Origin of the sequence: Fibrobacter sp. UWCM (genome assembly GCF_900129735.1) — a bacterium.
GTDB lineage: Bacteria > Fibrobacterota > Fibrobacteria > Fibrobacterales > Fibrobacteraceae > Fibrobacter.
Map to the genome: position 1 here is coordinate 97,919 of NZ_FQWR01000007.1, position 24,774 is coordinate 122,692.

24 protein-coding genes are annotated in these 24,774 nt (G+C 47.5%); 9 read left to right on the forward strand and 15 right to left on the reverse strand.

The genetic code is table 11. The annotated features are described in order from the left end of the window. Positions 1-18: 18 nt before the first annotated feature. Together BUB22_RS06575 and BUB22_RS06580 are read left to right on the forward strand one after the other, a co-directional pair. Positions 19-1,089 (forward strand): alpha/beta hydrolase, encoded by a 1,071-nt coding sequence (locus BUB22_RS06575; protein ID WP_073114430.1) that lies wholly within the window; start codon positions 19-21, stop codon positions 1,087-1,089. A 31-nt stretch (positions 1,090-1,120) separates the two neighbouring features. Then, positions 1,121-2,131 (forward strand): aldo/keto reductase, encoded by a 1,011-nt coding sequence (locus tag BUB22_RS06580; protein WP_073114431.1) that lies wholly within the window; start codon positions 1,121-1,123, stop codon positions 2,129-2,131. 250 nt (positions 2,132-2,381) lie between these two features. Here BUB22_RS06580 and BUB22_RS06585 read toward each other — a convergent pair whose 3' ends face one another. From BUB22_RS06585 to BUB22_RS06635, 11 genes are all read right to left on the reverse strand, one after another. Further along, complete coding sequence (locus BUB22_RS06585; RefSeq protein WP_073114432.1) at positions 2,382-2,738, reverse strand: hypothetical protein; 357 nt, start codon at positions 2,736-2,738, stop codon at positions 2,382-2,384. Further along, positions 2,735-3,166, reverse strand: a complete 432-nt coding sequence (locus BUB22_RS06590; protein WP_073114433.1) for a hypothetical protein — start codon at positions 3,164-3,166, stop codon at positions 2,735-2,737. The genes BUB22_RS06585 and BUB22_RS06590 overlap by 4 nt, the downstream gene beginning before the upstream one ends. Next, positions 3,166-3,822, reverse strand: coding sequence for a DUF4417 domain-containing protein (locus BUB22_RS06595; RefSeq protein WP_073114434.1), 657 nt, complete (start codon positions 3,820-3,822; stop codon positions 3,166-3,168). Before BUB22_RS06595 ends, BUB22_RS06590 begins: the two co-directional genes overlap by 1 nt. Positions 3,823-3,877: 55 nt before the next feature. After that, positions 3,878-4,240: a hypothetical protein gene (locus BUB22_RS06600; protein ID WP_073114435.1), complete on the reverse strand. Its 363-nt coding sequence runs from the start codon at positions 4,238-4,240 to the stop codon at positions 3,878-3,880. A 9-nt stretch (positions 4,241-4,249) separates the two neighbouring features. Beyond that, positions 4,250-4,930: an ImmA/IrrE family metallo-endopeptidase gene (locus tag BUB22_RS06605; RefSeq protein ID WP_175547253.1), complete on the reverse strand. Its 681-nt coding sequence runs from the start codon at positions 4,928-4,930 to the stop codon at positions 4,250-4,252. 6 nt (positions 4,931-4,936) lie between these two features. Continuing rightward, positions 4,937-5,305, reverse strand: a complete 369-nt coding sequence (locus BUB22_RS06610) for a helix-turn-helix domain-containing protein (protein ID WP_073114437.1) — start codon at positions 5,303-5,305, stop codon at positions 4,937-4,939. A gap of 100 nt (positions 5,306-5,405) precedes the next feature. Beyond that, on the reverse strand, positions 5,406-6,830 hold the full coding sequence (locus tag BUB22_RS06615) for an LlaJI family restriction endonuclease (protein WP_073114438.1): 1,425 nt from the start codon (positions 6,828-6,830) through the stop codon (positions 5,406-5,408). Between the two features lie 6 nt (positions 6,831-6,836). After that, the gene (locus BUB22_RS06620; RefSeq protein WP_073114439.1) at positions 6,837-8,594 is read right to left on the reverse strand and encodes an AAA family ATPase; all 1,758 of its coding nucleotides are present in this window, start codon (positions 8,592-8,594) and stop codon (positions 6,837-6,839) included. Beyond that, positions 8,591-9,679 carry a DNA (cytosine-5-)-methyltransferase gene (gene dcm / locus BUB22_RS06625; protein WP_073114496.1) on the reverse strand — a complete coding sequence of 363 codons (1,089 nt, stop codon included), beginning with the start codon at positions 9,677-9,679 and terminating at the stop codon, positions 8,591-8,593. Before dcm ends, BUB22_RS06620 begins: the two co-directional genes overlap by 4 nt. A gap of 783 nt (positions 9,680-10,462) precedes the next feature. After that, the gene (locus BUB22_RS06630; RefSeq protein WP_073114440.1) at positions 10,463-10,849 is read right to left on the reverse strand and encodes a hypothetical protein; all 387 of its coding nucleotides are present in this window, start codon (positions 10,847-10,849) and stop codon (positions 10,463-10,465) included. Then, positions 10,846-11,331 carry an Rpn family recombination-promoting nuclease/putative transposase gene (locus tag BUB22_RS06635; protein WP_073114441.1) on the reverse strand — a complete coding sequence of 162 codons (486 nt, stop codon included), beginning with the start codon at positions 11,329-11,331 and terminating at the stop codon, positions 10,846-10,848. The genes BUB22_RS06630 and BUB22_RS06635 overlap by 4 nt, the downstream gene beginning before the upstream one ends. A 345-nt stretch (positions 11,332-11,676) precedes the next feature. Between BUB22_RS06635 and BUB22_RS06640 the strand changes: the two genes are divergently transcribed. The 6 genes from BUB22_RS06640 (at position 11,677) to BUB22_RS06665 (ending at position 16,747) form a co-directional block, all read left to right on the forward strand. Further along, positions 11,677-12,543 carry an aldo/keto reductase gene (locus BUB22_RS06640; protein ID WP_073114442.1) on the forward strand — a complete coding sequence of 289 codons (867 nt, stop codon included), beginning with the start codon at positions 11,677-11,679 and terminating at the stop codon, positions 12,541-12,543. 114 nt (positions 12,544-12,657) lie between these two features. After that, positions 12,658-13,539 (forward strand): phosphatase PAP2 family protein, encoded by an 882-nt coding sequence (locus BUB22_RS06645; protein ID WP_073114443.1) that lies wholly within the window; start codon positions 12,658-12,660, stop codon positions 13,537-13,539. A 158-nt stretch (positions 13,540-13,697) separates the two neighbouring features. Then, positions 13,698-15,119, forward strand: a complete 1,422-nt coding sequence (locus tag BUB22_RS06650) for an AAA family ATPase (protein ID WP_073114444.1) — start codon at positions 13,698-13,700, stop codon at positions 15,117-15,119. A 180-nt stretch (positions 15,120-15,299) separates the two neighbouring features. Continuing rightward, the gene (locus BUB22_RS06655) at positions 15,300-15,632 is read left to right on the forward strand and encodes a putative quinol monooxygenase (protein ID WP_073114497.1); all 333 of its coding nucleotides are present in this window, start codon (positions 15,300-15,302) and stop codon (positions 15,630-15,632) included. A 4-nt stretch (positions 15,633-15,636) separates the two neighbouring features. Further along, positions 15,637-16,383 (forward strand): flavodoxin, encoded by a 747-nt coding sequence (locus tag BUB22_RS06660; protein ID WP_073114445.1) that lies wholly within the window; start codon positions 15,637-15,639, stop codon positions 16,381-16,383. A 28-nt stretch (positions 16,384-16,411) separates the two neighbouring features. Then, on the forward strand, positions 16,412-16,747 hold the full coding sequence (locus BUB22_RS06665; RefSeq protein WP_139258799.1) for a hypothetical protein: 336 nt from the start codon (positions 16,412-16,414) through the stop codon (positions 16,745-16,747). Here BUB22_RS06665 and BUB22_RS06670 read toward each other — a convergent pair whose 3' ends face one another. The 3 genes from BUB22_RS06670 to BUB22_RS06680 form a co-directional block, all read right to left on the reverse strand. Continuing rightward, positions 16,748-18,070: a TolC family protein gene (locus tag BUB22_RS06670; RefSeq protein WP_175547254.1), complete on the reverse strand. Its 1,323-nt coding sequence runs from the start codon at positions 18,068-18,070 to the stop codon at positions 16,748-16,750. It lies immediately after the preceding gene. A gap of 75 nt (positions 18,071-18,145) precedes the next feature. Beyond that, a complete protein-coding gene (locus tag BUB22_RS06675; protein ID WP_073114448.1) occupies positions 18,146-21,220 on the reverse strand; it encodes an efflux RND transporter permease subunit in 3,075 nt (1,024 codons plus the stop codon). A 2-nt stretch (positions 21,221-21,222) separates the two neighbouring features. Continuing rightward, positions 21,223-22,269 carry an efflux RND transporter periplasmic adaptor subunit gene (locus BUB22_RS06680; RefSeq protein WP_073114449.1) on the reverse strand — a complete coding sequence of 349 codons (1,047 nt, stop codon included), beginning with the start codon at positions 22,267-22,269 and terminating at the stop codon, positions 21,223-21,225. Between the two features lie 244 nt (positions 22,270-22,513). On the opposite strand from BUB22_RS06680, the gene BUB22_RS06685 reads away from it, so the two are divergent. Beyond that, the gene (locus BUB22_RS06685) at positions 22,514-23,335 is read left to right on the forward strand and encodes a helix-turn-helix domain-containing protein (RefSeq protein WP_175547255.1); all 822 of its coding nucleotides are present in this window, start codon (positions 22,514-22,516) and stop codon (positions 23,333-23,335) included. A gap of 149 nt (positions 23,336-23,484) precedes the next feature. On the opposite strand, the gene BUB22_RS06690 is transcribed toward BUB22_RS06685, so the two are convergent. After that, positions 23,485-24,576 (reverse strand): MBL fold metallo-hydrolase, encoded by a 1,092-nt coding sequence (locus BUB22_RS06690; RefSeq protein ID WP_073114450.1) that lies wholly within the window; start codon positions 24,574-24,576, stop codon positions 23,485-23,487. Between the last annotated feature and the right edge of the window lie 198 nt (positions 24,577-24,774).

Here is a 24,774-nt window from a genome sequence, read left to right on the forward strand (position 1 = left end):
AACAAACAAGAGGTAAATATGAAAAAACTTTTTAAAATCGCTCCTGTAGCACTTGTATCGGCCTTTACAATTTTTGTCATGGGCTGCAACGACAACACCGCAGCGGATGCCCTGGTCATTGAACGGCAAGGCGTATTCGCGTCGGGCGGAAGCGTTACCGAGCCCATTCCCGGAGAATTCAACGTTACTGAAAACTGGATGGATTTTAGTCGAGCTGGGAACACCGCCCATGTAGATCACGCGAACACGTTCTTCCAGATTCCCGCAGGCAAAAACAGGTCACCCATAGTGTATCTGCACGGCTACGGTCAAACCCGCACAGGCTGGCAGGCGACTCCCGATGGACGCGAAGGATGGAGCGACATCTTCCTCAAGAAAGGTCGCGCAGCATTCTTGGTGGACCAACCCCGCAGGGGTGCCGCAGGCAACACGGTGAATGTTGTCGCCAACCCGCAAGATACCCGCAACGGGGGCAAGGAATACAATCCCGGCGATCAGGCGTGGTACACCCATTTCCGCATCGGACGCGGAACCCCGAACCGCTACGAAGGTTCGCAGTTCCCCGCAGGCGACGAGGCGCTTAACCAGTTCCTGCGCCAGATGACCCCCAGCACGGGCGAGTACGACGAGGCACTTTTCGGCAAATCCATGAGTGCAGTCCTTGCCGACACGCGTAAGATGACCGGCAAGAAGCCCGTTTACATGACGCATTCCCAGGGCGGTCGCGTAGGCTGGGCTACCGATACCGAAAACATGGCCGCAGTTATCGCGATTGAGCCCGGCTTCGCGCCCGAAGTCGGCAGCGAAACCTACAAGAAGTTCGTTGCCGCAAAGGTTCCCATGATTTTCTATTTCGGTGACTACATCGACAACGGTCCCGAAGACATCAAGAGCACCGGATTCTGGAAAATGGTGCTTGCACAGGTCCGCGACTTTGCCGAACACTACAACAAGGATGGTGGCGACGCAACTGTCATCTACCTGCCCGAAATCGGCATCAAGGGCAATTCCCACTTCATGTTCCAGGAACTGAACAACAAGGAAATTGCCGAGCACATCGAAAAATGGCTCGAAAGCAAGGGCCTGTAATTACCACAGAAAAAACCGCAGAGAGATTTCTATGAAGTACATGAAACTCGGGAACACCGATATAGAAGTGTCCAGAATATGCGTTGGCGGAATGAGTTTCGGCGAGCCTTCGGACAAGTTCCAGCCGTGGACCTTGAACGAGGCCGAGACTCAGACGATGATTGAACACGCTTATAATCTTGGCGTAAACTTTATTGACACGGCAAACTGCTATAGCCTTGGCACAAGCGAAATCTACATTGGCCGCGCCTTGAAGAACCTGGGGATTCCCCGTGACAAGGTGGTGCTAGCCTCGAAGGTGTATTTTAACGAAGGAAAACTCTCGCGCAAGGCTATCCATACCGAAATCGACGGAACGCTTGCAAGGCTCGGGACGAATTATCTGGATCTATACCAGATTCACCGCTTTGACTATTCCACTCCAATCGAAGAGACCATGGAGGCGCTTCACGAACTTGTGAAAGCGGGGAAGGTTCGCGCCATCGGGGCGTCCGCCATGTACGGCTACCAGTTCCACAATATGCAGGTATGCGCCGAAGAAAATGGCTGGACCAAATTTTCGACCATGCAGAACCATTACAACCTGCTCTACCGCGAAGACGAGCGGGAATTGATTCCAATTTGCAGGCGCTACAACGTATCGCTGATTCCCTATAGCTCGCTTGCCGGTGGTCACCTGACGCACAGGGCGTGGGAATCGGGCAGCAAGCGCAGCAATACGGATAACGTACTCAAGGACAAGTACGACAGCGAAAAAGAAAACAACATGCAGATTGTAGAACGCGTTGCCGAGGTTGCCGAAGAATACGGCGTGACCATGACCGAAATCGCCCTCGCCTGGCATTACGCCAAGGGCGTCTGCGCTCCGCTTGTCGGGGCAACCAAGGCAAGGCATTTCGATGATGCCGTACGGGCCATAGATTTGGAACTTGCGAGCGAAGATATCTGCTACCTGGAAGAACCTTACAAACCCCACAGTATCGTAGGCGCACTCAGCGAAGAAAAAGCGCAGGCAACTTTCGAAAAATGGGCGAAAAAGTGAAAGAAATTTTCGTGTAAACCTCGGCGACATTAATTGCCGCAGCCACACGCACGCGGGCCTGCTCAATCAAGTTCGACACCTTGTTGAACAACGATTCCACCGCTTTTGCAGGGACATTCTCTTTCTTTTAGCCATAAAGCCTCCGTAAATTTTGCAAGTCTTGCTTGCAAAAATGGAAAGTCTGGATATTCCAAGGCAAAACGTAATGAGGAATTAGCTTTGCGATTTCATCTTGAACGTTGTCCATGAATCATTTTGCAATAAAGCACCGGATACCGGCATTTAAGAAATGCCAAAGAAAAGCTCTCTTTGTGGCGGAGGCGTGATTCTGAACAAAAATACTCTCTGATTTTCTCCTATCATCCACAAGATAGAGTTCATCCACATACTTCACTTTCTTGACAACCGCATCAAAATCTTGCTGCGAATCAACTTTTCCATCCAATACAGATAGAGGAATATTTCTTCTATATATCGGATAATCAAATAAATTGTATTCTCGTAAATACAGCGGTGTATCGGCGGGCATACTCTGGAAAAAGTTCTTCATATCCAGTTTCGCATAATCGCATTGAAGCAGAAATTTTTGATGCTGGTATTGCTTCATTCTTTTCCCATTTCTTCGAGTTTCATAATTCTAAAATGGGTAGCCAATTCATATTCCTCTTTTGTTCGTCCACGCGTTTTGCCATTAATGGTAATGTTGTTTCTGAGGACGCCGTCCAAATCCAAATATCGTCTTTGTCCTGAAATATCAAGACGTTCTATTCTGACACATCCTATTGTAGCTTCTGCCACCAGCTGAACATTACTTCCGGGAGTATGGAAAATGATTTTCCCGCTATCATTGATTTCAGGAACAGAATTAGGAGCAAACTTTTCTACAAGCGTATCTAAATTGACCTTTTGCCAAAGATCCTTGTTCTTCGACTGATGTTGATTTCTATTTTCGATTCGCTTTTTTAAAGCGGCATTCCTATCAATGTTTTCCTTGACATTTTGAACAAGTCTCGTGTATTTTCCTTTCGCGTCCATTATATTTTTCCTCCTCTAGAACGTCTAGCGTAGTCCTCGAAAACAGTATATGGGGTTTCGTTTGATACAAGGATTTTTCTGTATTCATCTTTCAATATACCATAAACAAGCAGGTGGCCCGGACGTGCATAAATCAGTTTATAGCGAAGCAGTATTTCGTTTTCTGCTACATGGCCCTTTGCACATCCTAGCGTTCCGACAGCATACCAAGTTTTAGGCGGATAGATGTGAAAAACTTTTAAGGATGACAATTCCCCAGTAATCCTAAAATTCGGAAGAATTTTAACACCACACGAAGCAAAATAAGCATCCAACAACTTGTTTAGATAGAGATAAAAGTCTTGATTTACTTCATCATCTCCCTCTCTTGCGCTGAAATCAAATCCAGTCATCCCTAAAAAATTCTTGGCTGTTTCCACACGCTCATCAATACGTGTAAAAGATGTGTATAAAATTTCATCGTTAGAAAAGTTCGTGAGCAAAGCCCTTGCGGGATTCTTCGCCTTTAAGTGATTTGGAAAGGGAAGAATCTCATTTGGTATTTCTCGAACGAGCATATTCTGCGAAATAGTTGGAAATCCGTCAACAAAAGGAACGCCCTTTTCCTTTAGTATTTTCTCCAATTTGGCTACAATAGCATACTTGTCTAGTTTCATACATTTACCGTTTGTTGTTCGCTAATTTCTAACAAATTGAATAAAAAATTTCCATCTACGCGAATTCCACATCACTTCCAGATTCAATAGCGACATCAAATTGCTTTATAAGTTTGTCGCAGACTTCTTTGGTTTCAGGATGCTGTTGAGCATATTTCTCTGTCAAAGTTTTTGCCGCGAGTACATCTTTATTCAGCAAAGTAGAGAATTCGCCTCGATCGATGAACACATTGAATTTATCAACGAAAGTCAATAAAAACGCATCAATTAAATTAAATTCCTGGTGATTTAGCACCAATCTTTTGAAATGAGGCTTATACGTTTCATCTTCATCGTATCCGTATTCAAGAGCCTCTCGACCCATTTCATCCAACGGGACATCTACAAATAAAGGTGTTTCATCTTCTTTCCACTCCATAGTTTTCTCCTATTTTTGAATAAGTTTTAGTTCCTGCAACCGATACTTCATCGGATTAAAGTTCACACCAAATTGCTTCGCCAACATAGAAATATGAGCATTCACCCAGCGCTTCATTTCTAGCGGCTTCTGAGGAAAGCCCTTTAAACGCAAACGTTTAATAAAAGCCTGCGAAACATCCTCTTGTGGCATCAAGAAACATGCGGCAGCATAGTTTGCCTGCCATTCAAGAATATTTATCGCAGAATCGTCTTCGGAGCAACCAAAAATTGTAAATGAGTCTTTGCTACATGAATGAAACGCATCGGAGTCATTTTTAGAAAAATAATATTGATGCAGTAACCAATGGAAGCATTCATGTACAACAGTGTAATTCTCTTTTCCCCGGTCTTTACCTTCATTCAAGGCTTGGTCTATGACAATAGTGCCACGAGCAAAATTATTGAATTCAGGCTCTTTTGATTGCTTATTAACGTAGCTTTCCCATGTTGGCAAGGTAGTGTCGCTAAAACAAACACACCCTAAAATACTTTGATCGGGCGTTATATACTTCCAGTCCGGCTCGCATCCCACAAAATCGACAAAATCATACACATCAATCGCAGTACTTCTCTGCGGTCTCCAGGAAGAAAACTCTTTGCGTTTGGCACACGCAAATTCTTCCAATTGTGACGATGTATAGATTTTCACATTCATCTACTTTTTTTGTCCTTGTTTCTCAATGCTCTTTAAAATCTGGACCCATTCCTTTTCGCCAAGATTTAAGTCCCTTGCTTTGCGAAGTGCAACACGAGCTGCATTTTGACTTGTGACGTAATCCGAAATATCCGGAGCGATTGTCCCGACTCTGGCCTCGCCAGCCAAATCAAACATTTGATTTTTTTCATCTTCCGACAATTTCAAAACTTCCGCAATCTTGTAAATTTTTTCCTTATCAGGCGGATAACGATGATTTTTTTCGATGTCGCTCATATAGGCCGGGGCTATATCCAATTCTTTGGCCAATGCCCTTAGATTTACCCCCTCTTTTAAGCGTTTTTCCCTTACAAAATCTCCAAAAGTCATCGTATCCTCGCTTTAAATTGTAATATGTTCGCTAATTTCTAACAATTATATATTATTTCGGTCAAAAAGGCAAGAGTTTTTTTTGAAAAAATCGTCTATTTCACTCAGAAAGATTGGTGATTTCCCTCAAAATACACGTCGCCAACGTCTTTTGAGCCTCACCAAACGCACCATAGTTCTCCATCACGGACCTTACATCCAGCAAGACTCCCGCGATTCGGTGGTAAGGACGATAATCGTCTTCACCCGGCATTGCGTCAAGATTTTTCCAGTTCCCATGGCAAAAGCCTATAAAGCGCATCTTGCAAGGACGCGTTTCAAATCCGTCGTCCGGTGGCAGATTCAAGTTGTCGGCATCAAAACAATACGGCAGTAGGAACGCGTTGTAGATAGGCTTTGGCAGAGTGTCGTTCTGGGGCGAAGCCGAAGGCGTAGCGATAGAATCTACTCCTAAAATCGTTTTCCAATGTGTTTCCACATATTCCGCATAAGCAATTTGCTTGCAGATTGAACCAGATGAAGGCAAATCTGCCGCAGAACCAGTCATGCCAAACTTATAGTATTTAGCATCCAGAACATAAAGACGATGGCCTTCCTCATCCCACATAATCGTATCGGGACGCATTGCATAATTGGGATTTTCGTATCCGCGGGCTCCAGAACTCAGATCCCATTCACAATGCGGATTAAATTTATCCTTGGCAACTCCCTGCGGCAACTTCCCGAAAATCTTATCCACCATCGCTTCCCACACAGGGGCGAAGGTATTTACGCCAAAATAGAAATCGTTTGCAATCTTTCCGTCTTCGGTTCTATGCCCGGCAAGATACTCCACAATTCGCGCCAAATCAGCAAGCAAGCGTAAATCGCGGTCATTAAACGTCTTCGCAAGTTTAGAATGAATTGCGTTGCAGAACAGGTCATAATCAAAATCCAGCAGCGGTTCTTCGGACGGTTCTATGCCGAATAAAAATCCGAGTTTCACAAGAGCGTCATGAACGCAGAACTTGTGGACTTGCGTAATGAGCGTATCTTCGTTATAACTGACTTTACGGGCGATAAAATCCAGGTACACAAGATTCTGGGCATCTTCGGTAATGACAGGTTGCATGGCCTTGATTGTCCGTTCCCAACTGATTTTTCCGTTCGCGCCCTTTTTGTACAGAATTTCCTTTTCATCAAGGTAACCGAAATCGAGAAAATTTCGGATAACATTCAAGTACGAAACCATCGGAAATCCAGATTCGCCATGTTCTTCCGCAAATGTGGAAATGGACGAATCCTGATGAATCTGTTCCTGCAGCAAAGGATCAGAAAGTACCGTAAAAAGATTGACGACACATTCCCGCAATTCTTCTTCGGGAAGTTCGCGCAAAGTCGAATCGTCCTTGAAATATCCCAAAGGAAAGATGATGCTTGTTTCCAGCGCTCCATCTTCCTTTGATTTTTCACAACGAATGCCGACGAACTCGGTCTCCGAATTCGCCTTGGATTCGCAGGAACATATTTCGTTTAGCTTTTGCATCAAGGATTACAGCGTTGGCGATGCTACAAATGCGACAAGATTCGACTTGTCCTTGAAAACGTCAAAGCGTTCTTTCCCTTCAGACGGTTTTTCAAAGGAGTTGATCAACTTTTCCAAGGTATCAATACCATCTGCAAAAATCTGCGGACGCTTGAATTTGAAAACGTCATCCCACAGGAATTTCAGGACCTTTTCGGCAAAGACCTTGTCGTCTATAATGCCGCCCACGTTGCTCACGAACCAGACTCCAAGCCGCTTGTCTTCGGTGCTGGAAAGACCCTTGAGGGTGGCTGTAATTTTGGCGTTGATCCATCCCCAGAATTGTCCCCATTTAATGCCGGTATCGTCAATTTCTGCGTTGTACTGAGCATTGACGGCAGGCTTAGTGAGGTCAAATTCGTTGCGGACTAGTTCCATGTCAAAACGACGCTGGAAGGCATTATCCAAGGTGAACACATTTTGGTCGCTGGTGTTCATCGTCGCCAAGATGGAAAGGTTAGGCGGCAAGCGGATAGCCGTATTCGAATCAAAGCGAATATTCCCAATCTGAATGCTATTTTCAGTTCCCCGAATATAGGCGTTGACATCATCATTCTGGACAAAATACTGGCTCCAGCCTTCTGTAAACGTGTTTACAGAAGCATTTGCAGGGTCATTGCCGAGAGAGTCCGTTTCGCCTGTCTTGAGCCTGTCTAACAACTGGAAGGTGTCACCGAAAATGGCAGCCGCATTACCACGGTTGATTTCTTCGATAACTAGGTAAAAATGTTCATTAGGATTAAGGTACGCCCGCTTGATAATTTGCGTAAACGGCCCGGGAGTAAATTCATAGGTGACGTGACCGTTGACTTTCGGCAAGATTTGCCCGATGAATTCGGCGTTGGTGTATTCCGGGTGGAATACGACACGAACCTTATTTTTCTCAGAAACGTCCTTCAGTTGCTCCCTGATTTTATTGCTCTTTCCGCACCCTGGAACACCGTAGTAGATGATTTGGGAGGGGGTGAAGGAAGATGTATTATTCTGTTTCTTAACCTCACCAACATTCTCATTAGTTTTCTTTATTTCCTCAATATTTTCAAAGAAATCCTTTTTTATAAATAAAATTGCATTTCCTTGAGCGGCATACAAAGGTTGATAAAAAGGCCCTCTACTTAATTCATCTGGTTTTGCAACAACAGAATAAATATCTTTAGATGGTTTAAATACAATAGAACCATGCGTTTTGTCAAATTTATATTTACGCCATCCAACAGAAAAATCGTAATTCCAAGATTGATTAAAAGAATCTTCATATTCGATATCAAATGAAGCGAGTTCTTTAAACCAATCTTTTTCCCATTCTTTGGGAATATTCAAAAAGTCTTTAACTTTTTGTATTAATGAATCACTTGTAAGTCGTTCTTGAAAAGATATATTTCGAAATAAAAATACAGCCAAAGAAAGAAAATTTATCTTTTTATTGGCTAGTAATTCATAAGAAACCCAAGAAGCAAAATCTTTTCGCAACAACAGCCAATCATCATCATTTGTCTGTTTATTATTATCTATTGTATTTTGAAGAGAGAAGAAATTTTTTAAATCATTTTGAACACCATTTTTATCACAAACAATGAGACTCATGGTTCCTATTGATGTAGGCAATTTCAAATATTTTTTAACATTCTTTACAATTGTCAGAACGCCCCAAAATTTATTATCAATTCCCAATTGAGCAATTTCATCAAAGGCTCTTTGAACGGTTTGCTGACTCAATATCATCATTTACCCCCTTCTAATGCCTTTAGCATTTGTCGAGCAATTGCTTTAAGAACAGGAACGCTTACTGAATTCCCAAGTTGCTTAAACGCTTGCATATCGGAAACAGGCATTTTGAATGATTCTGGGAAACCCTGTAAACGAAGTGATTCTCTAACAGATAGTTTTCGACCCAAATCCCAAAGTTTTGGTGTTCTATTTGCAATTATGGTTGACGCATATGTATCCAGGCAAGAGTAGAACGCTTCTTGTATCTGCGTCTTTGCATGGTCGCCAACATGAAATCTCAAAGAACCATCAGCCTTTTGGAATGAATAGATGCCGTATTTCCCTTTTTTAGTATTTGGCTTATACTTGGAGTTGTCGTGCTTTACCCTGACTTCATCTTTAGCATGATCAAAGTGATATTTGATTCGATCTAATTCAAATTGAGTCAATTTCAATGTCGGGTCATTATTATCAATATCGACAATGTCTCGTAATACGGCCTTTTTGTTTAAAGGCTTAGGAAATTCAAAATTCACATCCTTACGAAAACCAACGCAGTACCAACGTTCTCTTTTTTGAGGAAGTCCAAAATCTAAGGAAGAGAGGACTGTTGAAAATACATGATATCCAAGTTCATTTTCCAGAATGTCAAGAATGGTGGCAACCGTTTCTCCACCTTTATGCGAAACCAGTCCCTTGACATTTTCCAAGAAGAACATTCTTGGTTTCTTTTCTTTCAAGATTTCCTTAATGTTAAAAAAGAGCGTTCCTCTTGTTTTGTCTTCAAAACCTTTTTTCTGTCCAGCATAACTGAACGGCTGACAAGGAAAACCTGCACACAAACAATCAAAGTCTGGGATATCTTTAGGAGCGATTTTATTAATATCTTCGTTGAACATTCCTGAGCTAAACAGTTCAGGAGATTTTCGTTCAAAATTTGTTTGATAAGTTTGTCGAGCGAATTTATCTATTTCACTCGCAAAAACACATTCACCGCCAACAGATTCCATTGCTAAATGGAACCCTCCGATACCAGCAAACAAATCGATGAACTTGAACTTCGGTTTGCTTTTATCGTCCTTAACAACCTTTTTACTCGGCACTTTTCGCTCCGTGTTGAAAGTGAACGAGTTCACTCTCGCGGGAGCGGTTCTGGCCGATTCGCTTGGCCGGAGTGCGGACAAAAAGAAAGGGCGGGGAGCCGACTCACTCCTCGCCTAAAAACGCGACATTTTCAAAAGAATACAATACTCGCGACATGCCAGCCGAAGATTGCTTCGCCAGATTCTATCGCCCTATCGCTACGCTCCAGGGCTCCAGAATGACAGGCTCGCAATAACGCGGCACAATTCCCCAAGACATACACTACGCCCAGGGTACACTACGCCCATGCAATACACGGGCTGTGGCGAGTCATTGTCTTATTCTCGTTGCTGAAAGTGTCGAAGTTCCAAGTAGAGGACAAGAGCAAAACTCAGCGAGTCTACCCCCGTTCTGCACTTGTCCAGTCATTTTTGGATACAAAAAAGGCGTGGAGTTGAATGCATTTACCTACTTGAGGCCTTCGACTGCCCGCAACGAATAAACGCAAACAACTCACGCCCCAAATGGCCGTTTGCCTACAGGCAGATTTATCAAATATGCATGTACCAAAACGATGCGGCTGGCCTAAGCCGGTCGCAGACGTGAGCGTCGCCTTGTTCTCGTTGCAGAAATTGTCGAAGTTTCAAGTAGAGAACAAGAGAAAACTCTATTTGCAAGGAAATATAGATTTTTGGAATGGCAAAAGGTGACACTTGCCGTTTTTGTTGAAAAAAAACGACCTAAAACAGCAAAACCGGCCCCTGCGGACCGGCTTTGGGCTTATTTTCTTGAAAAGGCCCTAGTTAAAGGAGCCCGTGTTCCTTGAGAATCTTCTCGTACTTGTCGGCACGAGACTTCTCTTCATCCGCACGAGTTTCAGCCTCGCTGGCGCGCTTTTCGGCGGCCTTAGTGCGCTGGCGCTCATCGTACACCAAGTCATCCAATTCCTGTTGCCAAGTCATATAGCGCTTCCTCGTTTCGTTGTCCGAAAGATACCATTGCCGCTGAAGTTCGATGTTCTTTGTTCCCTTGGATGTTGCCTTGTTGGTCGCAAAGTATTCAAGATACTCCTTGACCGACTGCTCGGCGACATCCCTGTACTTATTGAATATAATAAATTCTGCAAGGCGAGAGAAGTGACAAACTTGTTTGGCATTTCCGAGCCGCAGCGAATTTGGAGCGAAGCTCAAAAATTTTTGTAACAGAGGTCGCCCAATTCATGTTCGGGATGCCCTTTTTCCAGATTCTTGAACCTGTAGACGGCGCGATCCTGCTTGAAGATGTCGTCAGGACAAATAAAGATGATGTACTGTTCCTTGAGGTTGCGGTAAGATTCGCCCTTGTTCAGGGCTTCTGAATCGCACAGTGCCTGGTAGTAGCGGGCTCGCTTCGGAAGCTCGTGGGTGTCCTCAATCTGCATCTCGATGTCGAAGGTGCGCATGATCTCGCCATCGGGGCCCTGTTCCTTTACGAACACGTCGTAGCGGACGCCCTTGTTGAAGGGGCTTGTTTCGGTGGATTTCTCCGGCTCCGGTTCCTGCAGGTCAAAAATCTTGATTCCGAGGATGGCTTCCAGGAAAGGCTTCGCGATATGCTTATGGCTGAATACCAGCGCGAACATGAAGCGGTTCGTGATGGGCAGTTCCTCGAACGGAACGTGGTTTGGATCCATAATGCTCCTTTACGCGGCATGCGCCGCGCGGTAAAAAAAACAAAAAAAGAGCCGTTCCTATGTCATATAAAATAATACGATATAGAAAACGGCTCTTTTGTGAGCTTGGCCAGCTATTTGCTGGTCGTGTAGAATATAGCAAACAATTCTGTAGAAAAGTATTGTTTCGCAAAATTTTTTCATTTTGCAAACAGTTGTTTGCAAACAAGCAGATTTCAACCGCCTCTGCTTTAGTGCTCAGGTACTCCTTTCGGAGAAACTGTAAAGTAGAGCCGTATTTTCTGTATTGTGCAAGCAAAGGCGCAAAGGTAAATTTAGGGAGAACAATAAACAAGAGGTAAAAATATGACAGTTGAAAATGTAACGCTTTCTAATGGAATCAAGATGCCGCTGGAAGGATTCGGCGTGTTTCAGGTCCCTGACGCTGCGGTATGCAAGCAGGCCGTGCTCGATGCGATCAGCGTGGGCAACAGGCTTATCGATACGGCGGCCATCTACATGAACGAAGAAGCCGTGGGCGATGCCGTCAAGGAAGCAATCGATACGGGCCTTGTCAAGCGCGAGGAACTCTTTATCACCACGAAATTGTGGCCGTCTGATATGAGCTACGAGGGTGCAAAGGTCGCTTTTGAACGTTCCCTGAAAAAGCTCATGCTCGATTACCTGGACATGTTCATGCTCCACCAGCCCTACGGCGATGTCTATGGGGCATGGAAGGCGATGGTCGAACTTTACAACGAAGGAAAAATAAAGGCGCTCGGTGTCGCAAACTTTAGCATCGGCAAGTTCACGGAATTCGCTGAAATCGTTGACGTGAAACCGCACGTGAACCAGATCGAAATGCATCCGTTCTTTTCGCAGTATGCCGCCATCGAAAACATGAAGGGCTACGGCACCGTCCCGCAGGCTTGGGCACCGCTCGCCGAAGGCAAACACGGCATTTTCACGCACCCGCTCCTGAGTGCCATTGGCAAAAAGTACGGCAAGACCGCCGCCCAGGTGGCCCTCAAGTGGAATGCCCAGCGCGGGGTTTCCATTATTCCGAAATCCGTTCATAAGGAACGCATGGAACAGAATATTGACATTTGGGACTTTACGCTTTCCGCCGAGGATATGAAGCAGATTGACGCTCTGGACATAGGCCATAGCGAAATCATCGACCATAACAATCCCGAAGTTGTCAGGTATATTCTCTCTGCAAAGTCGGAATAGGGGGAGGAATGCGGGAAAAAAGGGTCTTTCCCATGGTTTTGGCCTAGGAACGGGTACGGTTGCGGAAGGGTGGCTTGACAAGGCTGTTAAATTTTGGGAATTTGTAGATAATCGATGAAAAAAGTTCTGACGACATTCAAGACGGTATTGCTTTCGCTCGTGTTCACGACCGTGGCGTACGCCGCGGATCCCTCTGCCGAATTTCCCGACAGCGTAAATGTTGCCGACCATTCCAGCGAAACATCCGAGCTTAAGCTTTCCCCGTTCGATCACCTGGGCCATAACATGTTGCTGAGTGCGTTCGGCTGGCCGCTCGGGTTCCACATGCTCGGCGGTGCACTTACGTACAAGTTTTCGATGGAAAATAACGACTTGATGGTGGCGCGTTTTGCGGCCCGTCAGGACCAGTTGGCGTACGGCATTGCGTTCACTCCCGGCATGATGATGGGGACATTTTTCCCGATCCTTGTTCCGGGCTACATGTACTTTATCAGCGACAACCGCGCGCTGAACAACACCGGTGCCGTCGCCGTGCAGGCTACCGCCGTGGCGTTCCTCTACAACAACATCCTCAAGGCGATTTCGGCACGCGAACACCCTGACGCGGAACTCAATAGCGGCGAGCGTTCCCGCGATTTCAAGTGGGGGCTCTTCAGGCGCGGCGTCTTTTACGGCTGGCCCTCGGGGCATTCCATGACCAACGCGGCCATGGCCATGAGCATCGCAAGCTACAACCGCGACAAGCCCCTCGTCGTGGCGGGCTGCGCCCTGTATGCAGGCTACATCGCGACAAGCATGGTGCTCGGCGCAAAAGGGGAGGCCCACTGGTTCTCCGACGCCGTCGCGGGCACCCTGATGGGAGCCTCCATCGGCTGGTACATCGGCAGCGTGTTCTACAAGGAAAAAGTCGGCGAAAAGCAGACCCCGCCCAAGGTCACCATCGCCCCGCTCTTTTACGACGATACCAAAGGCGCCGTGCTCAGCGTGAGAATTTAAGCCAAACGCCTGGTGCACAACCTTGGGTAACGATGAAATTTACTTTTCTTTCGCCAAAACTCGTCGTTTGAGCGATTTTTGGCGAAAATAAAGATGATATCTCGCCAAAACTTAAATTTTTGTTGACTTTTGGCGAAAAATGTTGTAAATTTAAGATTATGAGTATAATTGGAAGAAATTCTGAAATCGAACTGCTAGAGCGATATATCGCCTCTAAAAATGCAGAATTCATCGCTTTATATGGTAGGCGCCGCGTAGGGAAAACCTTCCTCGTCAACCAGACCTTCAAAGGCCAATTCGCTTTTTCAATGACCGGAGTCTTGGAAGGTAAAAAGGAAGACCAAATAGACGCGTTCCTTGACGCCATGGACATCTTCGGTTACAAGAGCAATGAACGTCCTAAAAATTGGATGGAGGCGTTTTCTCAACTGCGCAAAGCCCTTTCGGACAGAATTTCTAACGGCAACCCCTGTATCGTTTTCATTGACGAAATTCCAAGCCTCGATACACAGGGTTCTGGTTTTACAAAAGCCCTAGGGCATTTTTGGAATAGTTGGGCTTCGACCCAAGACAACTTTAAACTTATCGTATGTGGTTCCGCAACATCCTGGATGATAAAGAACCTCATCGACAGCAAGGCCGGGCTGCACAACAGGATTACACACGAGATAAAGCTTTTGCCTTTTACGCTCAAGGAAACCGAGGAATATCTACTCTCAAAAAACTTCACTTGGTCCAGGCAAATGGTCTTGCAGTCGTACATGTTCACAGGCGGTGTTGCCTACTACCTCAGCCTCTTCGACGAAAGCGAAAGCCTTGCCCAAAACATAGACCGACTTTACTTCTCCGAAAACGGGGAAATGCGGCGCGAATACAAGCGACTTTTCAAGACTCTTTTCAATGCGGCAGAACCATACATGCGTATTGTGGAAACACTCGCTCAAAAAAAACAGGGTATGACCCGCAAGGAAATCATCGCGTCAATGAAGGCTGAAAAAGGCGGTACCCTCTCCGAGCAGATTCAAAATCTCATCGAATGTGGATTTATCCGAAAATACATGGTGCGCGAAAAGAAGGTCGTCAAGGAAAACAGCGGCATTTATCAGCTGGTCGATCCGTTTACCTTATTCCACCTATACTTCAACAGCAAAGCCAAGGGCGACACCCGCTTTTGGGAGAACCACATCAATACCCCCGTCGTGAATACTTGGCTTGGGCTCGCTTTCGAAAAAGTCTGCCTGCTCCATACTCAACAAATTAAAGAAGCTCTCAGGATTGATGCGATTTCGACACAGCAGTATTCTTGGCGCAGCAAAGACAAGAAAACACCTGCCCAGATTGACCTGATTATTGACCGGGCCGACGGAATGATAAACCTTTGCGAATTGAAATACTCCGAAACGGATTACACCCTTACCGAATCGGAATTCAACAAGATGGAACGCCGTTTTGCAGCGTTCGTGAGCGAAACCGGAACCCGCAAGGGAATATTCAAAACGCTCATTACGGCAAGTCCTTTGAAAAAGAACCAATATTCAGAATCAATTCCCGTTAAGCTTACTGCGGATTGCTTATATTAAAAAGCGTTTGTTTCCACTATGCGTCCTGCGCATACTGAGCATGAAAATTAAGCATTTTGCGCATGCTCCGAAAAAATTTATATTATATGCAAAGTATTTCGGAGTGGCAAAGTGAAACTCAAGTTTTTAACGCTATTTTCAATCCTTGCGCTCGCTGCGAGCGTGTTTGCGGAGAGTGCCATGAGCAACATTACGGTAAACCTGCGCTATACGGGTAAGAACGGGGCGGCAAAGAAGTTCGCCGAAGAGATGGTTTCTAGCGGGACTGTGGCGAAAATCCGTGCCGAGAAGGGCAATATCCGCTACGAATATTTCCAGTCGCTGGACGATCCAGAGACCATCTTGCTGATTGACGCGTGGGAAAGCCAGGCGGCCATCGACGCGCACCACGCTTCGCCCATGATGAAGACGATTGCGAAACTCCGCGACAAGTACGACTTGAAAATGACTGTCGAACGCTACACGCCCGACAACACCATGCCAAAGACCGACGAAAAGTTCATCAGGAAGTAGCCCTATGAAATCGCCCGCGTTGTTTTCGACTTTGCTCCTGGCTCTGTTTTTGAGCCTCTTTGCTGCGTGTTCCGACGACAGTTCGTCTTCGCCGACAGGCGCCGGGGAAGCTGTCGAATCCAGCGTCTCGCAAGACGGCAAAAACTCCGCGACTTCAAGTTCCGCGACTTCGAAGAACGAAGCTTTATCCAGTTCAGAATCAACCGTTTCGAGCAGCTCGGCTAATTCAAGTTCGGCGACATCCAGTTCCGCGACATCGGCGAGTAAGTCCCGCGGCAAAACGCTCGTGGCTTACTTCTCCAGAACGGGCAACACCAAGCCACTGGCCGAATACGCCGCAGAACACCTAGGCGCAACATTGTTCGAAATCACCGCAAAAATCCCTTACACCGACGAAGACATCGCCTATTATACGGACTGCCGCGCCGACCGCGAACAGAAAGACGAATCCGCCCGCCCCGAAATCGCAACCGCTGTCGAGAACATGGACGAATACGATACCGTCATCATCGCGCACCCGATATGGCATGGGATTGCTCCTCGCATCATAAGCACGTTCCTCGAAAGCTACGACTTTTCGGGTAAGACGTTGCTCACCTTCTGCACGTCGGCTTCAAGCCCGCTGGGCCAAAGCGCCAAACAGCTGCAGGAACTCACGCCCAATTCCACCTGGCTCGAAAGCAAACGCTTCGCCATCGGCACCAGCCGCGAAGAAATCGAAGAATGGCTGGAAGAAGTTTTGCACCCGTAACCCATAGTCGACCATCATCGGGATTGCCATGAATTTTAAGAATTACTTAACTGCAAGCGTTGTTTTGACCGCATTCCTGGCCGCGGCCGCCTTTGCCGGCGGTGCCATCGACGTTCATTCCCACGTGATTCCTGCGGATTATTTGGCCAGTTTGCAAAAGCATAACGCTCTGCTGGATGAAGGTTTTCCGCTCCCCAAATGGGACGTGAGCGCCCACCTGAAATGGATGGACGAGGCCCAGGTGCAAACCTCTGTTTTGACGCTGGCCGACCTTGCGCCCTATTACGACATGATTCTCGAAGGCAACGCCCGCGCGCTGTTTGTCGATAAGGCGTCTAGCGGGAAAGCGTCCAGCGGGAATTAGTTACCGACCGGTTGCGGTTAGATAAGCGCAGATAGCGGTGTAGTAGCCGGTTACCGCTTCGGTGTAAGTGTCGTTTGCCTGCTGCCGTAGCGTCTCTGCTTCAAGCATGTTGCTGAGTGTCGCGGTACCGGCATTGTAGAATTCTCGTTGCATCCGCAAGTTTTCTTCGGCCTGGGCAACGGCATCCTTGCTGATTTCAATTTGCTTAAAGGATTCCTCGAGCGTATTCCACTTGGCATCGATATCCACCTTGATAAGGTTCTTGTTCTCGGCTTCGTCAATTGCCGCCTTTTGTGCCTTCAGGTAGTATTTTGCCGTAGAATAACTGTTGCTCCACCAGTCCGAAATGGGGACTGTCACCGAAGCAAACAAAATCCCGTTTACGGCATCGTCGTCCAGCAGATTCTGGTACAACAGGCTCGCACCAACCGCAACGGTGGGGAGAACTTTTCCCCTTTCCATGGAACGTTCCTTTTCGGCGACTTCGCGATTTACGGCGAGCAGTTTGCTTTCGGCCCTGCGTTCCACCGCCTCGTCGGCGGACATCTTGTACTCTTCGGGCGGATTGATTTTATCGAGAGAGGTTTCGGCCAGGTCGAATTCGCTGTTGTCCAGGTTCATTTGCCGTGCCAGCATGAGCTTTGCGACCGATATGCCGTTTTCTACCTTGATGCGGTTGCTCTCCAGTTTTTTCTTTTCGAGATCCACGCGGAGCAGGTCGTTTTTGACGGCGGCACCCGCCTCTACGGCCACCTGCACGTCGGCCCGAATCGTTTCCACCTGTTTTTCGGCCTCGGCAATGGTCTTCAATTTTTCCTTGAGCGAAACAATCAGCCAGTAGTAGGTTTCCGTATTCTTGCGGACTTCGGTTTCGGCAAGGTGCTCCTGCAACTTGGCCGCCTTTGTCCCGATTTTGGCGAGCTGGTTTCCCTTGTGAATTTGTCCGCCCACAAACAGGGGCTGCACCAGCGTCAAGTGGCCTATGATTCCCTTGTCTATCATGCCCATGGAATACGAGGTCGGCAGGCCCGCAAGCATGGCGGGGTCGAGGCCCATCTGCGCAATTGTCGGTGCAAGCTGCTGGCCTATTCCCTCTATTTCTGAGGACATGTCAATCTTCTGCTTTACCAGGTAGTCGTTTGCCATGAATGCAAAGCCGCCCGCAAAAACCTTCGGAAAATACGCAGGGAACGCGCTGCCTTCGGTTTCTTCGGCCATCTGGCGGTTCACCTTGGCGCTCTTGAGGGTCGCGTTGTTTTCGCGTGCTATGCGCAGGCAGTCATCGAGCGTATAAATATCCGCCGCCAGCAAAAAAGAATGCAAGCCAAAAATAAAAGCCGCTATTTTAACATACAATTTATTCATAATTTTTAATCCAAATTCACTTCACATTCCACACTACACACTTTTCCTCTGCCTCACCCGTACGCCGCTTACCTTCCAGTACAGAACCGGCAATACGGTCAATATGAAGCACATGGTAATGAGCGTCCCGATAAAAATCACTCCACCCATAGGCATCCAGAGAGTACTCCCGCCAAGAATCATGGGAATCACGCCGACCGATGCCGCCGCCGATGTCAGGAATATGGGGCGCATCCTGCGGAGCGCTGAATTGAAGATGGCCGTCTGTGCGTCGCAATGTTCGTTCTTCTTGAGCTCTTCGGCATAGTCAATCATGATGATGCCGTTTCGTACCATGATTCCGAGCAAGCTGACAACGCCGAGAACGGCGGTCATGCTGAAATCGAGATGCATCGCGTTCAGGGCGACCCCGGTTCCGAAGGTGCACAACGCTAGGGAGCCTATGAGCATTATCGCGGTCCTTACATTCTTGAAATGCCAAAGCAGAATAAAGAATATGATGACGACGGCACAGGCTAGCGCCGAAATTACACGGGGCATCTGTTCGAAGACGACTTCCGTTTCGCCACCAAATGTCACATCAACGTTTTCGCCTTTCAGCCATTCCTTTATGCGAGAACCGTGTTTCATTATCAGGTCGTTCGCGCTTATTTCGGGGTAAACTTCCGCCGTCACGTTTACCGTAGGGCGACCGTTCCTGTGGTCGATTTGCCCTACATGGAAAACGGGGGTAAGGTCTGCCACCTGTCTCAACGGGACGTTGCCGAGTCCGCCGTATGTCGGCATCTTTTCGTTTGCGAGAGCCGCCGCGTCGGCCTTGTCGCTATGGGTACTTTTCAGCACTACGGGGATATTCCTGTCACCTTCCCAAATGCTTGCAAGTGGGATTCCGCTGCTGTATCGCGCCATGAGCAGCGCCTGTGTTTCCATCTGGGTAATGCCCAGCCTTGCCGCATCGTCGGTGAGCGAGACTTGTACACCGTTCAGGGGTTCCCTCAGGCTGGAGCGCACTTGGTACACGCCGGGCAACTGCCGCAAGTAACTGCTCACGATTTCCGATGCCCTCTGGAGGCTTTCCAGCGAATCGCCCGATATCCGCACTTCGATGGGGTAGGCCGCCTCGCTGTAGCTCAGCTGCTTGAACCGCACCTGTGCTTCGGGAAAGTAGTCCGCGTACGAGGCGGCGTATTCCTGAATCATCTCTTCGGTGGCGTCGACGCCCTGGGTATTGACGATAAACTGCGCAAAGTTTGAACCGCCGAACTGCGGAGCGTATGTCAGGTGGAACCTGGGCGAAGATGCCCCCACGAAATTCGTGATGGAAACCACCCGCTTGTCTGCCGAAAGAATCTTTTCGAGACTGTCCGCCACTTGTGCCGTCTTTTCGAGGGCCGTTCCCATGGGCATGAATATTTCTACAGAGAATTGGTTGCGCTGCGCCGTGGAGAAGAGCTTAATCGGCCTCGAAATCATACCGTAAAGGCCAACGCAGACAGCCAAAAAGGCGCAGAAGAGCGTGAGCTTTGGAAACTTGAAGCAGACCTTCAGTGTCTTTTCGTGGATTTTCCCGGCAATGGCCTCGAAGTTGAACTTGCTCGGCTTCTTGTTCTTTGGCTTGAGGAATGCGAACTGCAGATAGGGTACGACGAGTACCGCGATCAGTAGTGAAACGGAAAGCACAATGGTGAGCGCCCAGGGGAACAACTTCACGAAATCAGCAATCATTCCCTTGAACGTGTAGAGGAATGGGAAAAAGGTGATGCTGATGGCAAGGGTGGCCGAAAAAATGGACTTGAGAAAGTGGGATGCACTGTCGGCGGCAGCTCGCCAGCGGGATACCCCTTCCGAAATTTTTTCCTGGTAATCGTCTAGGATGACGATGGAATTGTCCACTATCATGCCGAGCGTTACGATAAGGGCCGCAAGCGTCACCGTGTTCAGTTCGAAATCGAAGGCGTAAAAGATTCCAAGCGAAATGAATATGCTCAAGGGGATAGTCGCCGCAGCCACCAAGGCAACCTTCATTGGCTGCAGGAGCAACACGACGATGACCACGGCGACAATTGCAATCAGGAGTTCTTTCAAAAAATCAAAAACGCTGTGGGCCACTACCTGGCTCTGATCCGTGATGCGCTGCATCTTTACTTCTTCAGGGAGGGCCTTGCCGAATTCCTCTAGCACGGACTCGATTTCGGACCCCATCTTTACCACGTCGTTTCCCGATTTCATCTCGACGCTTAGCACGACGCATTTGTTGCCGTTCTGCTCGATGTAAGAGGAGGGTTTCGGGTATTCACGCACCACTCTCGCCACGTCTTTCAGCCGCACTGTTTCACCCTGCGGCGTGCTGAAAATGACGGTCTCTTCTACATCGCGGACGGAGTTCACGCCCGATTCTACATATATGGGCGATTCCGTGTTGCCGTCTTTCAGCGTACCCGATATATTCACGAGCCCCTTGCCCGCAAGGAACAGCGCAGTCGACTTGAATCCGAGACCATAGTGCGAAAGCCGCTCATTGTCAAGGTAAACGGAAATCTGCTCTTTCTGTTCGCCGAAACGGTTTATCCGACCGACCGTTTTTAGTCGGCTTAGCTTGTTGGTGAGCTCGTCCAGATAATCGCTCAATTCGGCGTAAGTCTTGTTCTTGCTTTCCAGCGAAAGTAATAGCGAAGATGCCTCTCCGAAATCATCCATGACTACGATGGCGGCAACTCCTGCGGGCAGGTTCATCTTGAAGCCTTCTATGCCGTGCTTGAACCTGCTCCAGAAGGCGTCCTTGTCGTTCACGTAATCTTCGAGTTGCACCTGGATAATGGACATGCCGTCACGCGTGACGGAGGTGGTCTTGTGCTTCTGCACGTCACCATAGGTAAAGATGTAATCTTCGAGGGGTTTCGTGACCCGCTTTTCTACCTCCTGCACATTTGCTCCGGGGTAAACCGCAATCACCACGCCTTGACGTACCGTGAATCCGGGGAATTCGTTCTTGCGCATTTCGTATAGCCCGTAAATTCCGAACAGCGAGAGTATAAAGACGATAAGGAAAACTATCGCCCTGTAGCGCATGGCCGTTTCGACAAACGAACGTTTCTTTGGAGAACTCATGCTTATTTCTCCGTGTTATTGGATTCGACCTGCACTTTTTCGCCTTCGCCCACCTTGTTTGCCCCGGCGACAATTATGCTGTCGCCATCCTGCAAACCACGAACAAGGATTCCTTCGGTTCCGCCCAGGTTGAGCGTCACGTCAATATCGGCGCGGGTCGCCTTTCCGCCATTAATTTTCCAGACAAAGTTGTTATTGTCTTCGTCAAGCATGATAGCCGTTGCAGGCAATACGACCCCTTCTTGCCTTGTTTTGCCGGAAATTTCCATTTCGGCAATCATACCCGGCAACAGTTCACCGTTCCTGTTTGCAAGCTCTGCCTCGATTTCGTAAGAGCGCGATAGCGCGTTTGCAGAAACACTCCTGTTTGTGATTTTTCCTTGTATAACCTTGTCTCCCAAGGATGCGATGCGGATTTTTACGCCGTCGCCTACCTTGACTTTGCCAATTTCTTTTTCGGGGATGAAAGCGCGGACCTTGATTCTTGAAATATCCAGAATCCTGAAAACCGGGGCGCCGGGAAGCACGTTCTGCCCTAATTCTACGGCCTTTCCCGAAACGATTCCCGTGGCGGGCGCATACAGTTTGCAATCGTCAAGAGCCTTTTGCGCAAGCTTCTCCGAGGCGAGAGCCTGCTTGTACTTGCTTTCCACATCCATCCACTGGATTTCGGAAATGCTCTTGTTCTGGTAAAGTTTTTCCATGCGGCTGCGCGCATCTTCGGCCTGGTTCTTCATGGCGGTTGCAATATCCAGTGCGCTTTTGGCCGCCGTGTCATCAAGGGTTGCCACGAGTGCCCCCTTGCTCACCTTTTTCCCTTCGGCTACGTTCAGCGTCTTGACCGTCCCCGGCGAAGAAAAACTGACTGCTGTGGCCATTTTTTCGGCTAGCGAACCGCTATACACCTTGCTCTCAGAAATGTCGGACAGTGTCGCAATCTTGACAGAGACTTTTACAGGGCCGCGGATGTCTTTTCGAGGTGTTCCTTCGCCTTGACAACCGATACAGATAAACGAAAATACGATGAAGAAAATGAACTTTGTTTTCATAGTGACAAAGTTACCAAATTGGGTCTTGTAATTTTAGGTCAAAATTTCTCTAAAAAAAGACATTTTTACTATCAGAATTGCTGAAAAAGGTATTTTTGACTAAAATGCGGGAAATTTTTACCAATAGAAGAATGGACATTTTATTATCTTTCCAGTATGAATCCGTCGAAAAAAAGAAGTTTGCCTACAGCGGGTGCAGAAATCAGGACAGCGGATTTGTCCCTGTTGGATTTTTTTGAAAGAGGTGAGCCTCTTGCCCGGCAAGGTTGGCGTGTTCGATTCCATTGAGGGCCTTGATATTACAGGGTACTTCAGGATGCAGGGCGTTATTCTATTGATTATCGAGAATGGCAGTTGCACCATCGAAGTCAACATGAATACCTACGAACTAAAAAAAGGCGGTATATTCCTAGCGTTCCCGGGGCAGGTCCTCCGCGCCCTAAAAATCAGCGACGACGTGAAGACTCTCTGTGTCGCTTGCTCCACAGACATGCTCAACGACCTGATGTCACAAGTCAAGGACAGTATGCAACTGTTGCTGTTGGCTAAAAGGTCGCCTTACCTGCAGCGGGACAGGCAGGACTTCGAGCAGGTTGTCAAATCGTTTAAGCACCTGCAAGAAAAAATGCAGTTGCTACATGGCAATCCGTTCTATTATCAAATCATCAAGAACCAGTTATTGTCGCTCGCATTTGAATGCGTTGGCTTTTTGTATCGAAAAAACGCGACGCAACAGACATCGAACCGCAAGGAAGCCTTGTTCAACGCGTTTCTCCGCAATGTGGAAGAACATCACCAAAAGGAACATAGCGTCAAGTTCTACGCCGATATGCTTTTTGTAACCCCGAAGTACCTTTCGTTTGTCGTTGATGAAATAAGCGGCAAGGGCGCAAAGCAGTGGATAGACGACTACATCGCTCTCGATGCCAAGGTCCTTCTGCAGTCCACCCAGATGGATGTCCAGGAAATTTCGGACGAACTGAATTTCCCCGACGTGAGCTTTTTCGGCAAGTTCTTCAAGCGCATGACAGGCATGTCACCCAAGGCTTTCAGGTTGAAAAAGTGATAAAAAGTCATTTTTTTTTCTTGGAGCCAGAAATTTTCTAGGATTTGGGAATAATTTCGCCATTGAAATCTTCAAGAAATGCAAGAGCCTTATCGGTGTTAATCTCTATTTGCGTTTACTTTGTTTTTCTAGTTTGAAATGAATATTCATTATCTGAATAGCGGGATTATTTCGCCGTGTTTCGGGACATAGAATGCCGTGTCGGGAATGCCCAGTTCTTTTCTGGCTCTTGCGAGATCCTTCGGCGGGTCTTCGAGCCTGTCGTAAACAAAACCGAAGGTTCCCCAGTGCATGGCAAGGCTCAACTTTGATTTGGTTAGCAGATGTAACTGTGCTGCTTGCCGTGGGCTTGCGTGTACGCGGGTATAACGGCTAGGCTTGTAACTGCCTATGGGCAAGAAACTCACGTCAATAGGGGCGAATCTTTCTGCGATTTCCTTGTAGTATGACCCGTCACCCATGGCAAGGTCGCCCCCGAACCACATTTTTGTTGTATGCAGGGAATCTTCCGTTGGGCGTTCCAGAATCCACCCGCCCCATAGTGTTGATTTTGCGCTAGAGGCGAAAATTCCGCGACGACTCGTATGGTGCGCCGGTACGAACGTGATTTTCAGGGGGCCCGCCATTGTCGAATCCCACCAATCCAGTTCTATGATATTTTTTGAAGGTATTCCCCAACTTTCAAGAATTGCCGCCACTTTCAAGGGAACTGCAAATTTCACGTGGTTCCATCGGTTGAATATTTTTACGATGCTTGTACGGTCCAAATGGTCGTAATGGTCATGGCTTACGATTACCAAGTCTACATTGGGCAGGCTATCTAAAGACCTGCCGGGAGGGGTTCCTCGCTTAGGGCCAACAAGTTGAATGGGCGAGGAGTATGTACTGAACATCGGGTCGGTCAAAATTCCGTAACCGCGCCACAATATATAGTAGGTACTGTGTCCAATCCATGCGGCCGAACTTGCCGTTGAATCTCGCCAGAGATCCTCGTTGCCGCGGACTATCGGTAACCTGTACATACGTGTACGAAACTTGGGTACAAGCGAGTCTGCTTCCATGGTATCGCGAATGGGCGGGCAGCTGTCGTCCGTATTCTCGAAATGTCCGTTAGGCAGGTGGTGCCGTGGCAGGGGCGCTGTATTATGGGAAATTTCGACTGAAGAACAGGCGAAAAACAGAAGTGCAGGGATTGCTGCAAAAAAGGCTGTAAGCGGGAAGCGCATTTTATCAACATACATTTTTAGACCTCGAGAAACAAGAGAAGTCTGTATCCTTTATCCCTTGGTTTTGTCGCTCCGTCAGAAAGTTGCGAATATGCCCTTTTTAAACGACGTGATAATTTTTAAAGTTGCGCCGTGAAGTTCCTGAAAGTTCTAAAAGCGTTTGTTATTCTTGTCACGTCTTTTTGCGTTACCGCGTATGCACAAAATTTGGAC

What these genes read in the sequence shown, in the direction of transcription:
- BUB22_RS06585 (WP_073114432.1), bottom strand. Translation starts at nt 2,738, where the DNA reads ATGAAGCAATACCAGCATCAAAAATTTCTGCTTCAATGCGATTATGCG.
- BUB22_RS06635 (WP_073114441.1), bottom strand. Translation starts at nt 11,331, where the DNA reads ATGGATCCAAACCACGTTCCGTTCGAGGAACTGCCCATCACGAACCGC.
- BUB22_RS06590 (WP_073114433.1), bottom strand. Translation starts at nt 3,166, where the DNA reads ATGGACGCGAAAGGAAAATACACGAGACTTGTTCAAAATGTCAAGGAA.
- BUB22_RS06650 (WP_073114444.1), top strand. Translation starts at nt 13,698, where the DNA reads ATGAGTATAATTGGAAGAAATTCTGAAATCGAACTGCTAGAGCGATAT.
- BUB22_RS06665 (WP_139258799.1), top strand. Translation starts at nt 16,412, where the DNA reads ATGAATTTTAAGAATTACTTAACTGCAAGCGTTGTTTTGACCGCATTC.
- BUB22_RS06645 (WP_073114443.1), top strand. Translation starts at nt 12,658, where the DNA reads ATGAAAAAAGTTCTGACGACATTCAAGACGGTATTGCTTTCGCTCGTG.
- BUB22_RS06675 (WP_073114448.1), bottom strand. Translation starts at nt 21,220, where the DNA reads ATGAGTTCTCCAAAGAAACGTTCGTTTGTCGAAACGGCCATGCGCTAC.
- BUB22_RS06655 (WP_073114497.1), top strand. Translation starts at nt 15,300, where the DNA reads ATGAGCAACATTACGGTAAACCTGCGCTATACGGGTAAGAACGGGGCG.
- BUB22_RS06620 (WP_073114439.1), bottom strand. Translation starts at nt 8,594, where the DNA reads ATGATGATATTGAGTCAGCAAACCGTTCAAAGAGCCTTTGATGAAATT.
- BUB22_RS06640 (WP_073114442.1), top strand. Translation starts at nt 11,677, where the DNA reads ATGACAGTTGAAAATGTAACGCTTTCTAATGGAATCAAGATGCCGCTG.
- BUB22_RS06660 (WP_073114445.1), top strand. Translation starts at nt 15,637, where the DNA reads ATGAAATCGCCCGCGTTGTTTTCGACTTTGCTCCTGGCTCTGTTTTTG.
- BUB22_RS06690 (WP_073114450.1), bottom strand. Translation starts at nt 24,576, where the DNA reads ATGTATGTTGATAAAATGCGCTTCCCGCTTACAGCCTTTTTTGCAGCA.
- BUB22_RS06595 (WP_073114434.1), bottom strand. Translation starts at nt 3,822, where the DNA reads ATGAAACTAGACAAGTATGCTATTGTAGCCAAATTGGAGAAAATACTA.
- BUB22_RS06615 (WP_073114438.1), bottom strand. Translation starts at nt 6,830, where the DNA reads ATGCAAAAGCTAAACGAAATATGTTCCTGCGAATCCAAGGCGAATTCG.
- BUB22_RS06575 (WP_073114430.1), top strand. Translation starts at nt 19, where the DNA reads ATGAAAAAACTTTTTAAAATCGCTCCTGTAGCACTTGTATCGGCCTTT.
- BUB22_RS06610 (WP_073114437.1), bottom strand. Translation starts at nt 5,305, where the DNA reads ATGACTTTTGGAGATTTTGTAAGGGAAAAACGCTTAAAAGAGGGGGTA.
- BUB22_RS06680 (WP_073114449.1), bottom strand. Translation starts at nt 22,269, where the DNA reads ATGAAAACAAAGTTCATTTTCTTCATCGTATTTTCGTTTATCTGTATC.
- BUB22_RS06580 (WP_073114431.1), top strand. Translation starts at nt 1,121, where the DNA reads ATGAAGTACATGAAACTCGGGAACACCGATATAGAAGTGTCCAGAATA.
- BUB22_RS06600 (WP_073114435.1), bottom strand. Translation starts at nt 4,240, where the DNA reads ATGGAGTGGAAAGAAGATGAAACACCTTTATTTGTAGATGTCCCGTTG.